Origin of the sequence: Nocardia amamiensis, assembly GCF_015477605.1 — a bacterium.
Lineage (GTDB): Bacteria > Actinomycetota > Actinomycetes > Mycobacteriales > Mycobacteriaceae > Nocardia > Nocardia amamiensis_A.
In genome coordinates this window covers 190,395-201,980 of record NZ_JADLQX010000017.1, presented here as the reverse complement: position 1 = coordinate 201,980, position 11,586 = coordinate 190,395, and the positions used below count along the sequence as shown (strand labels likewise).

The 11,586-nt window shown below is 69.4% G+C and carries 13 protein-coding genes; 8 read left to right on the top strand and 5 right to left on the bottom strand.

The window, feature by feature from the left end; all coding sequences use genetic code 11:
- The first annotated feature begins 439 nt into the window (after positions 1 to 439).
- Positions 440 to 874: a ubiquinol-cytochrome c reductase iron-sulfur subunit gene (locus IU459_RS23085; RefSeq protein ID WP_195131631.1), complete on the top strand. Its 435-nt coding sequence runs from the start codon at positions 440 to 442 to the stop codon at positions 872 to 874.
- 15 nt (positions 875 to 889) lie between these two features.
- Here the strand turns inward: IU459_RS23085 and IU459_RS23080 are convergent, their stop codons facing one another.
- The 3 genes from IU459_RS23080 to IU459_RS23070 all read right to left on the bottom strand — a co-directional run bounded on the left by IU459_RS23080 (position 890) and on the right by IU459_RS23070 (position 3,044).
- Complete coding sequence (locus IU459_RS23080) at positions 890 to 1,357, bottom strand: VOC family protein (protein WP_195131630.1); 468 nt, start codon at positions 1,355 to 1,357, stop codon at positions 890 to 892.
- 83 nt (positions 1,358 to 1,440) lie between these two features.
- Positions 1,441 to 2,166, bottom strand: coding sequence for a hypothetical protein (locus IU459_RS23075; RefSeq protein ID WP_324198993.1), 726 nt, complete (start codon positions 2,164 to 2,166; stop codon positions 1,441 to 1,443).
- Positions 2,154 to 3,044 carry a hypothetical protein gene (locus IU459_RS23070; RefSeq protein ID WP_228838376.1) on the bottom strand — a complete coding sequence of 297 codons (891 nt, stop codon included), beginning with the start codon at positions 3,042 to 3,044 and terminating at the stop codon, positions 2,154 to 2,156. The genes IU459_RS23075 and IU459_RS23070 overlap by 13 nt, the downstream gene beginning before the upstream one ends.
- Before the next feature lie 251 nt (positions 3,045 to 3,295).
- Here IU459_RS23070 and lspA point away from each other — a divergent pair, with 251 nt between their 5' ends.
- Genes lspA through IU459_RS23055 form a run of 3 tightly spaced genes read left to right on the top strand, consistent with a single transcriptional unit; the run spans position 3,296 to position 5,410 of the window.
- A complete protein-coding gene (gene lspA / locus IU459_RS23065; RefSeq protein WP_440446523.1) occupies positions 3,296 to 3,829 on the top strand; it encodes a signal peptidase II in 534 nt (177 codons plus the stop codon).
- Positions 3,826 to 4,752 (top strand): RluA family pseudouridine synthase, encoded by a 927-nt coding sequence (locus tag IU459_RS23060; protein ID WP_195131628.1) that lies wholly within the window; start codon positions 3,826 to 3,828, stop codon positions 4,750 to 4,752. Before lspA ends, IU459_RS23060 begins: the two co-directional genes overlap by 4 nt.
- Positions 4,745 to 5,410 (top strand): hypothetical protein, encoded by a 666-nt coding sequence (locus IU459_RS23055; protein WP_195131627.1) that lies wholly within the window; start codon positions 4,745 to 4,747, stop codon positions 5,408 to 5,410. The genes IU459_RS23060 and IU459_RS23055 overlap by 8 nt, the downstream gene beginning before the upstream one ends.
- A 271-nt stretch (positions 5,411 to 5,681) precedes the next feature.
- On the opposite strand, the gene IU459_RS23050 is transcribed toward IU459_RS23055, so the two are convergent.
- A complete protein-coding gene (locus tag IU459_RS23050; RefSeq protein WP_195131626.1) occupies positions 5,682 to 6,500 on the bottom strand; it encodes a PhzF family phenazine biosynthesis protein in 819 nt (272 codons plus the stop codon).
- A gap of 228 nt (positions 6,501 to 6,728) precedes the next feature.
- A complete protein-coding gene (locus tag IU459_RS23045) occupies positions 6,729 to 9,155 on the bottom strand; it encodes a cation-translocating P-type ATPase (protein WP_195131625.1) in 2,427 nt (808 codons plus the stop codon).
- Between IU459_RS23045 and rarD the strand changes: the two genes are divergently transcribed.
- From rarD to IU459_RS23025, 4 genes are all read left to right on the top strand, one after another.
- Positions 9,154 to 10,119 carry an EamA family transporter RarD gene (rarD, locus tag IU459_RS23040; protein WP_195131624.1) on the top strand — a complete coding sequence of 322 codons (966 nt, stop codon included), beginning with the start codon at positions 9,154 to 9,156 and terminating at the stop codon, positions 10,117 to 10,119. The genes IU459_RS23045 and rarD overlap by 2 nt on opposite strands.
- A 103-nt stretch (positions 10,120 to 10,222) precedes the next feature.
- Positions 10,223 to 10,477 (top strand): type II toxin-antitoxin system Phd/YefM family antitoxin, encoded by a 255-nt coding sequence (locus IU459_RS23035; protein WP_195131623.1) that lies wholly within the window; start codon positions 10,223 to 10,225, stop codon positions 10,475 to 10,477.
- Positions 10,471 to 10,866 carry a type II toxin-antitoxin system VapC family toxin gene (locus IU459_RS23030; protein ID WP_228838339.1) on the top strand — a complete coding sequence of 132 codons (396 nt, stop codon included), beginning with the start codon at positions 10,471 to 10,473 and terminating at the stop codon, positions 10,864 to 10,866. Before IU459_RS23035 ends, IU459_RS23030 begins: the two co-directional genes overlap by 7 nt.
- Positions 10,867 to 11,009: 143 nt before the next feature.
- On the top strand, positions 11,010 to 11,516 hold the full coding sequence (locus IU459_RS23025) for a PaaI family thioesterase (RefSeq protein WP_195131622.1): 507 nt from the start codon (positions 11,010 to 11,012) through the stop codon (positions 11,514 to 11,516).
- The last annotated feature ends 70 nt before the right edge of the window (positions 11,517 to 11,586 follow it).

Sequence of the window (11,586 nt, the reverse complement as noted above, 5' to 3'; positions counted from 1 at the left end):
CAAACCCCGCGAAATCCACATCGTGCCCGAACTCCCCAAAACCCGCTCCGGCAAAATCATGCGCCGCCTGCTACGCGACGTCGCCGAAGGACGCGAACTCGGCGACACCTCCACCCTCCTCGACCCGAAAGTGTTCGAAGCCATCGCCCGCGGGTAACCACCAGGGAGCGGCGGACCCGGCCATGAACAGATGAGGGGGTCCGGGTCCGCCGTTCGTGTCCTACGCCGACTTCCGTTGAGCCACAGGTGAAGACGCGGTCTCCGGGACGGAACACCGATCGGTGCGCTACACCCGCCGACACGGCTGGGATCTGCCCGATTGAACCGCGGGGCCGCCCTTTCCGTGGACTACGCGAAAGCGGTACCGGCACAACACGGAATACCGCGATCGCTGGACGGCAGGCATCCCGCCCGCCGCGGTTGGCGAGGAGCGCGACGCATGACATCCGACGAACAGGTCCACACCCGGCGCACCGTGGTCATCGCGGGAGCCGGCGCCGTCGCGGCCGCGGCGGCGCTCACCGCGTGCACCGCCGAAGCGAAAGACGATGCGACACCCGCGGCGAATCCCGCCCCGGATGGCCGCCCCAGCGCCGCGAAGGTGCTCGCCAAGACGACCGATATCCCGGTCGGCGGCGGCGTGATCCTCGGCGACACCGTGGTGACCCAACCCAGCGCGGGCACCTTCGTCGGACTGTCCCCGATCTGCACGCACGCGGGATGCAAGGTCGTCAGGGTGTCCGGCGGCACCATCGACTGCGCCTGCCACGGCAGCAAGTTCGGTCTGGACGGCTCGGTCGCGAACGGACCGGCGGCCAGCCCGCTCGCCCCGAAAAGCATCCGGGTCGAAGGGGATTCGATTATCGCCGGGTGACCGCGCAGGCTCGGCTCATGGTCCGCCGAACTGCTCGGCCATCCGCCGGTCCATCTCCTCGGGCGGCACGTCCTCGACATGGGTCGCGACGGTCCAGCGGTGTCCCCACGGGTCCTCGAAGGAGCCGCTGCGATCGCCGTAGAACTGTGTGGTCATGGGCGTGAGTTCCTTGGCGCCCGCGCTCAGTGCGGCGGCGAACGCGGCGTCGGCGTCCTCGACGTACACGTAGAGGTTGACCGGGCTGCCGCCGACCGTCTTCGGGTCGAGGAAGTCCATATCGGGCGCCGGGTCGCCGAGCATGACGACCGAATTGCCGAACATCAGTTCGCAGTGCGCGATCTTGCCCTCCGGGCCGGGCATGCGCATTCGCTCGGTGGCGCCGAAAACGTTCTTGTAGAACTCGATCGCCGCCGCCGCTCCATCGATGGCCAGCCCGGGCGAGACCACCGGATATCCCTCCGGAATGGGTTTGACATCAGACATGGTTGACCTCCGGTCGAGGCATTGTGTCGGACCCTGTCGAGCCTATTCCCGCCGACCGGCGCGCCATGCCGGATCGTCGGAAATCAAGGGCCCGCGACGCCCTTCAGCCGACGCACCTGCGCGGCCGTCAGCGCACTCAGCACACCGGGGTCCACCGCCTCCGGCGCGGTTACCGCTACCTGCACCAGTGTGTTTCCGACCTGCACGATCGCCACCGAGGAGCCGAGCGTCAGCCCCTCGCTGGTGGTGCGCACCTGGAATGCGGCGACGGCATCGCCCGCAGCGGGCTGGGCGAGCCCACCGATCCGGTACTCCACCGCGATATCGGTGGCGTCGGCACCCGAGTAGCGGGTGCAGCGGCGCAGGATTTCCTGCACGGCCGAAAACGCCCCCGGCACCGCGTCGCGCGGATAACTCGCCGCGTCGATATCGATACTGGAGAAATTCGGCCCGGCATATTGCGTGGACGCCTGCGCGAGCGCGCCGGACTGTTGCGCGCCGAGCGGCGTGAGCACTTTCGCGCATTCCGCCGGATTCGTGGGCGACGTGTCGGCGGGTGCCATTCCCGCATCGGCGCGCGGCGGCAGGGCGGTGAAGCCCGAGGGCAGGTCGGCGTCGCCGAGCAATCGGTCGCGCAACCGATCGGAATCCGTCTCCGGTGCGACCGTTGCCGGGGCGGCGGCAACCACGGGACCCAGCGGCGGCAAATCAGGTGATTCGGCGGCGGGTTCTGGGGAACCGCAGCCCGCGGCGAGCACGGCGGACGCGGCGGCGGTCAACAGTCCGCACGCACGGGTCACTCGGTCCACGACACCTGCGTATCGATCGTCTGCCGCAGCGTGCTGGCGCTGCGCGGATCACGGTAGGACTGGTGCCCGCCGACGGTGATGGACCCGGCCACGGGCAGCGGCAAGCCGAGATCCACGGTGATGGTGCCCGCGCCCTGCATGACGTAGTCGCGGATGTCCAGGGTGCCCGCGTTGTTCGGCAGGTTCCACACCAGCGACTTCGGCTTCTGCGTGACGTGCAGTTCGATGGTGAGCCGGTCGCCGTCGCGCTCGGTCAGCGTCGCGGTGGTCACCTGGTCGAGCAGAACGCCGCCGTTCACCTCCTGCCGCACCGTCCACACCGCGCCCTCGCCGACGGGCTGGTCGGGGAACGCGATCGAACGGTAGACCGCCTGGTAGAACGCCTGCTCGAGGGCGGCGCGCGCGGTGTTGGACGCGTCCGGCGCCGGCTCGAGCCGCAACGCGGTGATCGCGCCCAGATCGGTGAGGTCGAATCCGGCGTGCGAGCCGCCGATCTTGGTGAGCGCCCTGGACAGCGTCGGGTCCGGGGAGGTGACCGAGCCGAGGGTCAGATCGATGCCATCCGCGGTGGTCTGCGCGGTCATCGGAATCGTCAGCGGCGGGGTGGAGAAATCGCGCTTCGGCTGCTCGTCGAGCTGCTGTTCGATGTGGTGCGCGGTGTAGAGCGTGACCCGCTGCTCCGTGCCCGCAGGGTAATCCGGCCGCAGCAGCGAACGCGGCGCGTCCCCGGCCGAGACGACTGTGGTCACCGCGGCCGGAATGGGCACGGTCACCTCCTTGCGGAGGCCGAGGGGCTCGGTGCCGTCGATCTCACCGCGCGATTCGCCGCTGTCGGCGCAACCGACGCCGAAGGCGGAAAGCCCGACCGCGAACACCATGAGCAGCACACCCGAGCGCCCGATTCGGGGAAGGTGGGGGTGGTAAGACAACACCGTCACGAGCAACAGAGTACGACCGCTTCCTGAGTGTCCGCTGGGACATCGAAGCGGGCGTGCCGTACGAACCCGAACCGGCAGCCGGGCCGAGGCAATCGGACGCGCGCACCGCTCGTGATTCCGCTCGAGAGATGATGGTCGGCGTGAGTGACGACCGGCCGCCCGAGGAAAGCCAGACGAACATCGCCGACCCGATGACGAATACCCCGCCGCAGCGGTTGCGGACCCTACTAGTCATCGCCGCGGTTCTACTCGGCCTGGATCTGCTCACCAAGACCCTCGCGGTCGCGAACCTCACGCCGGGCGACCCGGTGCCGATCATCGGCGACTTCGCGCGCCTGACCTTGGTGCGCAATCCGGGCGCGGCGTTCTCCATGGCCACCGGCATGACCTGGTTGCTGACCCTGGTCGCGGCAGGCGTCGTGATCGGCGTGGTGCGCATCGGCCGCACCCTGCGCTCGCTGTGGTGGGCGATCGGCCTGGGCATGGTGCTGGGCGGCGCGCTCGGCAACCTGGTGGACCGGCTGTTCCGTGCGCCGGGCCCGCTGCAGGGGCACGTGGTCGATTTCGTCGCGATCGGCTGGTGGCCGGTGTTCAACGTGGCGGACTCCGCCATCGTGTGCGGTGCGATCCTGCTCGTGGTGCTCACCGTGTTCGGCTTCGAGCCGAACGGCACGCGCGTCGGTCAGGGCAAAGCGGACAGCGCGGGCGAGGGCAGCGCGGCATGAGGGAGACCAGGACCATGCCCGTCCCCGACGGGCTCGACGGCATGCGCGTGGACGCGGGCCTGTCCCGTTTGCTCGGCCTGTCCCGCACCGCCGTGGCCGCGCTGGCCGAAGAAGGCGCGGTGCAGCTCGACGGCATCGCGGCGGGCAAGTCCGACCGGCTCACCGCGGGAGCGTGGCTCGAGGTGGTGTTCCCGGAACCCAAGCGGGAGCTGACCATCGAGGCCGAACCCGTAGAGGGCATGAAGATCCTCTACGCCGACGACGACATCGTCGCGGTGGACAAGCCGGTCGGCGTGGCCGCGCACACCGGTGTCGGCTGGAGCGGGCCGACCGTGGTGGGCGGGCTGGCCGCGGCGGGCTACCGCATCTCCACCTCGGGCGCCCACGAGCGGCAGGGCATCGTGCACCGCCTCGACGTCGGCACTTCGGGGGTGATGGTGGTCGCCCAGTCCGAGCACGCGTACACGGTGCTCAAACGCGCGTTCAAGCAGCGCACGGTCGACAAGCGGTATCACGCGGTGGTCCAAGGACATCCGGATCCCAGCAGTGGCACCATCGATGCCCCGATCGGCCGGGCGCGCGGCAACGACTGGAAGTTCGCCGTCACCGCCGACGGACGCCCGAGCATCACGCACTACGACACCGTCGAGGCGTTCCCGTCGGCCAGCCTGCTGGACATCCATCTGGAGACCGGCCGCACCCACCAGATCCGGGTGCATTTCTCGGCGATCCGCCACCCCTGCTGCGGCGATCTCACCTACGGCGCGGACCCGCGCCTGGCCGAGCGGCTCGGACTGCAACGCCAGTGGCTGCACGCCCGGTCGCTGGGTTTCCAGCATCCCGCGGACGGCCGCTATCTGGAGATCACCAGCGAATACCCGGACGACCTGGAACACGCGCTGGACGTTCTGCGCAATGCCTGAGCGCCGGGTGCCGCGATGGCGTGGGGCCGCCCTCGCCGCCGCGGCAGTCGCGCTCATCGCGCTGATCCTCGTGCTGGGCGTGCTGAATCCGCCGCGGGAGGCCGGAGTGTCCACCGACCGGCTCGGGCCGGATTACGGCGAACAGGTCGCGGACTACCTCTGGCGCGCCGAGGATTCGCTGGCCGGCGAGGACGACGCCGGGCACTGGGCGCTGGTGTCGTTCACCGAGCCCTTGGCTCCGGAACGAATTCCGGCGCACAGCGGCGGGATGCGCATCGCCCAGGTGCTGTACCGGGTGCCGATCCCACGTGTGCAGACGCCGCTGGTGGCCGTGCCTGTTCCGGAAGGGATCGAAGCCGCCGTGGATTCGGCGCAATACGCGGCGTGGCTGCTCCCCCGTCCCGCCGACGACCGCTCCGCTCAGGTCGTCTCCGTCTCGGCCGCGCGCCTTCGCGCAGGCTGCGCGTGCGTGGTCGGGCTCGTCGTGCGGGGGCGGCTGCCGCAATTGCGGAAACTGGCCGAGCAGAACGGTATCCGTGCCGTCCAGGCACTTCCCGCCGACGCGGTGGCGGGCAGCTTCGCGGTCATCCCGCTGCTGCCCGACTACCACGACGTCGTCGTGCCGGGACCCGATGACGGTCCGGTCCCGGACCGCTGAGCGACCGGCCGAGACACTGCGCCACTATCTGGAGCGCGAGCACGCAGTGCCGCAGCAGGCCGAACCGGCCAGGCCGGAGTCCGTCCGCCCGGGGCTACCGTCGATCACGCGCGCATTCGACCGCGAGCTCTTCGATCCGGTAGGCCGCGATGCCCGTGGGCGCCGAGCTGTTGCCGGGACCGCGATCGCCGAACGCGATAGCGCTGCACCGCGTGAGCAAGTGAACCGGCACGAGCATCGGATCAACAGGCGTGGTCGCTACCGGTGCCGTTCAGTCCGGCAACGTGACGACCCCGTCGAGGTACCGGTGGCACCGGCCGAACAGCAGCACGCGGTCGTCGGCCAGCTCGCAGCGCAGGCTGCCGCCGCGGCGCGACAGCTGCCTCGCCCGCAGTTCGGTGCGGCCGAGTTGCTCGCTCCACAGCGGAACCAATTGGGCGTGCGCGGATCCGGTCACGGGATCTTCGGGGACGCCCACCCCAGGAGCGAACACCCGGGAGACGAAGTCGACCGAGTCACCGGGCGCGGTGACGATCGCGGCGCGCGGCAGCGCGGGGAACGCCGACAGCACCGGCGCGGCGTCGCGCACCTCCTGTTCGGTCGCCACCACGATCACCTCGTCGGTGCCGGAATAGGCGCGCACGGGACGCACCCCGAGCGCCGCGACGAGCGCCGGATCCGGCCGCACCGGAATGCTCGGCACGATCGGCAGGTCGAGGACGAACTCGTCGTCGTCGGTGCGGTCGACGTGCAGCCAGCCGCTGCGGGTGTAGAAGCTCACCCGGTCCGCGCCGGGGTGCATATCGACCAGGATCTGCGCGGCGCTGGCCAAGGTGGCGTGCCCGCACAGGGCCACCTCCACCCGCGGGGTGAACCAGCGGAGGTGGAAGGCGGGCCACTCGCCCGGCGGCATACCCGCCTCGGGAGGTAAGTGCGGGGTGTAGAACGCGGTTTCGGCGAGGTTGTTCTCCTCGGCCAGCTGTTGCAGCAACGCATCCGGCAGCCACGACGGGAGCGGCATCACCGCGGCCGGGTTGCCCGAGAACGGTGCGTCGGCGAACGCGTCGATCTGGTGCAGCAGTACCTCCATATCCGAGAAGGTACTCCAACCCTGAATGCCCGCCTCGCACAAGGCTTCTCGTAAAACTGAACCGTACACGCCTCACAAACGCAACTCGCCACGGAAGCACTCCTCGGCCGAGCTCCGGACGCCGCCGCGCTCCCCCTCCCGACCCCTCGGGCGCGAGTCTTACGAGCACCGTTCGCGGCCCGTCTCGCGTCCGAGTGACCGAAGCGCATGCGCCGCAGGCGCTGCAAATCAGACAGCGCCCCCACCCGGCGAGCTCGGGAAAAGTTGCCGTTTGTCGCCGAGCATCGCCGCGCTCACCCACCAGGCGGCCTCGACGAGCACGATACCGACCACACCGCACATCACCGCCGCGCTTGTGAGCGCGAGGTTGGAGGGGTCGAGTTTGAAGAACTCACGGGTGAACGGAACGGTGAACAGGAAGACGTAGGCCGCCACCGACACCGCGATCAGCACGACCTTCCACCACACGTATGGCCGCGCCACGATGGCCAGCACCCACACCGCGATCATGATCAGCGTGATGAGCGCGGTGGTGCCCGCCTGGACCTTCTGCTCTTCGCTCGCGTGCGGCCCCGCGTAGGCGATGAGGTAGGCGACGAAGGTGGCCACGCCGATCACGACGCCCGACGGGATGGCCAACCGCATGACCCGCCGAACGAAGCCGGTGCGGGCGCGCTCGTTGTTGGGCGCGAGCGAGAGGATGAACGCGGGGATGCCGATGGTGAACCAGGCCGCGATCGTCACGTGCCGCGGCAGGAACGGGTAGCCGATCGGTTCGTAGCCGAAGATCTGCGAGCCGACCCCGGCCGCGCCGACCAGGAACGCGAGCAGCACGGAATAGACGGTCTTGGTGAGGAACAGGTTCGAGACCCGCTCGATATTCCCGATCACCCGGCGTCCCTCGCCGACCACGTAGGGCAGGGTGGCGAACTTGTTGTCCAGCAGTACGATCTGCGCCACCGCCCTGGTCGCCGGGCTGCCCGAGCCCATGGCCACGCCGATATCCGAATCCTTCAGCGCCAGAACGTCGTTCACGCCATCGCCGGTCATCGCCACGGTGTGCCCGCGCGACTGCAGGGCCGCCACCATGGCGCGCTTCTGATCCGGGCGCACCCGGCCGAAGGTGGTGTTGCCGTCCAGCACGTCGGCCAGTCCGTCGCGGTCTTCCGGCAACTCGCGCGCGTCGATCGGGTGGTCGCCGCCGGGCAGGTCGAGCGAGGAGGCCACCGCACCGACCGATACGGCGTTGTCGCCGGAGATCACCTTGATCGAAACATTTTGGCCGGCAAAGTAGTCGAGCGTATCGCGGGCGTCGGGCCGGATCTTTTGCTCCAGCACGACCAAGGCTGCGGGCCGCACGGCGCCAGGGGCGTCCGGCGCGTCCACCGGACGGTCGCTACGGGCCAGCAGCAGGACGCGCAGACCGGAGGCGCCGAGTTCCTCGGCGACGCGCGCGTCCGGGGAGTCCGAGTCGAGCAGCACGTCCGGCGCACCGAGCAGCCAGTCGCCGTGCTTGCCGTAGGAGCAGCCGCTCCACTTCTTGGCCGAGGAGAACGGCGCGACGGCGGTGCGTCGCCAGCCGGGACCGTCCGGCAGGGCCTCCGCGATCGCCTGCACGCTCGCGTTCGGGCGCGGATCGTCGGCGGCCAGCGCGGCCAGCGCGGTGCGAACCTCCGCGTCGTCGAACGTGTTCAGCGTCTTCAGGTCCGACAGCCGCATGCCGTTCTCGGTCAGCGTGCCGGTCTTGTCCGCGCACACCACGTCCACCCGGGCCAGCCCCTCGATGGCGGGCAGTTCCTGCACCAGGCACTTGCGCCGGCCCAGCCGCACCACACCGACCGCGAACGCGATCGAGGTCATCAGCACCAGCCCCTCGGGCACCATGGGCACCAGCGCGGCGACCATGCCGGTGACCGCGGGCCGCCACGACTCCCCACTGGAGACCAGCTGGTTGTAGATGCTCAGCAGGCCGGCGGGAATGAGCAGGTAGGTGATGAACTTCAGGATCTTGTCGATGCCGCTGCGCAGCTCGGAGTGCACCAGGGTGAATTTGCTCGCTTCCTCGGCCAGCTGCGCCGCGTAGGCGTCCCGGCCGACCTTGGTGGCGCGATAGGCACCGGATCCGGAGACCACGAAGCTGCCGGACATCACCGGGGCGCCGACCGCCTTGTCGATCGGGTCGGCCTCGCCGGTGAGCAGCGATTCGTCCACCTCCAGCTGCGCGGACTCCTCGACGGTGCCGTCCACGACGATCTGGTCGCCGGGGCCGAGCTCGATCAGGTCGTCGAGCACCACTTCGCGCGGCGCGATCTCGATGGACGCGCCGTCCCGGCGCACGGTCGGCTTGGCCTGCCCGACGATGGCCAGCCGGTCCAGGGTGCGCTTGGCGCGGATCTCCTGAATGATGCCCACCGCGCTGTTGGCGACGATCAGCAGGCCGAACATGCCGTCGATGAGCGATCCGGTGGCCAAGACCAGGACGAACAGCACGCCGAGGATCGCGTTGATCCGAGTGAAGACGTTCGCGCGCACGATCTCGCGCACCGAGCGGCTGGCACGATCCGGTACGTCGTTGGTCCGGCCGTCGCGACGGCGTTGCTCGACCTCAGCCGAACTGAGTCCGGGGGCGGCGAGCGCCTGCGCGGTAATCGACATGACCGCAAGGCTACGGGACAACTACGTTCGTCTCGTGCGGCGAAGCAGGTCCATCCCCGGTGTAGCGTTCGGCACCGGTGCGTTCTTCCTCTGGGGGCTGTTCCCCGCCTTCTTCGGGTTGCTGGCGTTCGCCGGCGCGGGCGAGGTGGTGGCACAGCGGATCGTCTGGACGCTCGTCGTGGTGCTCGCGGTACTCGCGGCCGGCGGGCGGCTGCGCGAGCTGCGCGGCATCGGCGGACGGACCTGGCGGCTGGCGGCCGTCGCCTCGGCCGCGATCGCGCTCAACTGGGGCGTGTACGTCTACGGCGTCACCTCGGGCCACATCGTGGAGTGCGCGCTCGGATACTTCATCAACCCGCTGGTCACCGTCGCGTTCGGGGTGGTGATCTTCCGGGAACGGCTGACCGGCCCACAGTGGGCAGCGCTCGGCCTCGGCGCGGCGGCGGTGGCCGTGCTCACCGTCGACTACGGCAGGCCGCCGATCATCGCCCTGACGCTGGCTTGTTCTTTCGCCACCTACGGTCTGGTGAAGAAGGTGATCCCGCTGGACGCGCTGCGCGGCATCGCCGCCGAAGGCATGGTCTCCGCGCCGTTCGCGCTGGCGTTCGCGATCGGGCTCGCGGTCACCGGGCGCAGCGAATTCGCCTCCAGCCCCGGGCATCTCGCGCTGATGATCGCGACCGGACCGGTCACCCTGGTCCCCCTGCTGCTGTTCGCCGTCGCGGCCCAGCGGGTCGCGCTGTCCACCATGGGCCTGCTGCAATACCTCACACCCGCACTGCAGATGACCTGGGGCGTCGCCGTCGCGCACGAGCCGATGCCCGCCTCCCGCTGGGCCGGTTTCGCGCTGATCTGGGCGGCCCTGGCGATCTTCACCGCCGAGGCGCTGCAGCGTTCCCGTCGCGTCCGGCAGACGCCGCCCGGCGTCATCACCGAACCGCCCACCCGAACGAGCGGTACGTGAGTCGCACGCGAGTTGCATTCGACTGCACCGGGTGGGACCGCAGCGACTGGATGTAGCGAGCGCCAGTATCGCTACGTTCGTAGCAAGTGGCTACGATTGTAGGATGACTCCATTGCCTGCCCGCGATCTGCGGAATCACACCGCCGAGGTGCTGCGGCGCGTCGAGGCCGGCGAGGAGATCGAAATCCTCAAAGACAACCGGCCCGTCGCGAAGATCATCCCGCTGCCGCGGCGTCGACAGTGGGTTCCCGCGGCTGAAGTCATTCGAGAATTGCGTCGCATCGGCCCGGACACCACAGGACTGCGGCAGGAGTTGCGCGAGGCACTGCCCGACACCACAGACGACCTGCCATGGTGAATACCAACCGTGCATTGGCAGATACGTCGATATTCATCGGTCTCGAGGCCGAGCGTTTCGATCCCGCCAGATTCTCCGGATACGAATGGGGTGTCTCGGTAGTCACGCTCGGTGAACTGCGTCTCGGTGTCCTGCACGCCTCGGACCCTGAGACATCGGCCCGCAGGTTGTCGACATACCAGTTGGCACAACGATTCCACCCGCTGGATGTGGACGAGACCGTCGCGGAATGCTGGGCGCTGCTGGTGTCGCGTCTGCGGGCCGCCGGACGCAAGGCGCCGATCAATGACAGCTGGATCGCGGCGACCGCGCTGGCTCACGACATTCCGGTCGTGACCCAGCATGGCGATTACGACGCGATGCCCGGCCTAGAGGTCATCAAGCTGTGAGAGTTCGCGCCGAAGAAGGAATGTGGACCGACAGGTTGCGGCATGATTTCGGCGACACGTCAGACGTGCAGTGTCGGAAATAGTCGCGAAAGTGTCGGATCCGACACTGTTATGGGTGTCGCGGCCCTCGTAGCGTTCGACGCATGACAGCGGCCCACCCTCTTCACACTGGCACGCACATCTTCCGGCCGAGTCCCGCGACTGCCACCGATATCCGCGGCATGACCGGCCGGGAAATCCTGCAGGCAGCGCTCGACGGACGGTTCCCCGCCGCACCGCTCATGACCGCGCTCGGTTTCCGGCTGGTGCAGGTCGGTGACGGAACGGTGGTGTTCGAGGGCGAGCCGGCTGATCACCTGCTCGACCCGATGGCCGGTGTGCACGGCGGCTTCGTGACCACCCTGCTGGAAGCGGCCCTCGGCGCGGCCGTGCTGACGCGGTTGCCCGGCGGGACGCGGTCCACCTCGGTCCAGATCGGCATCCACGTGCACCGATCGGTGCGCACCGACACCCGGACGCTGCGCTGCGAGGGCACCGCGATCCATGTCGGCACCACCACCGCCAGCGCGGAGGCGCGCCTGGTCGGCGTCGAGGACGGCGACCTCTACGCGCACGCCACCGCGACCTGCGCGATCCTGCGGATGATCTGACAGCTTGCGCGGCACCGGCTTCCGCGACCACTCGAATCACCCAGTGCCGCGGCGTGCTTCACGAAGACGG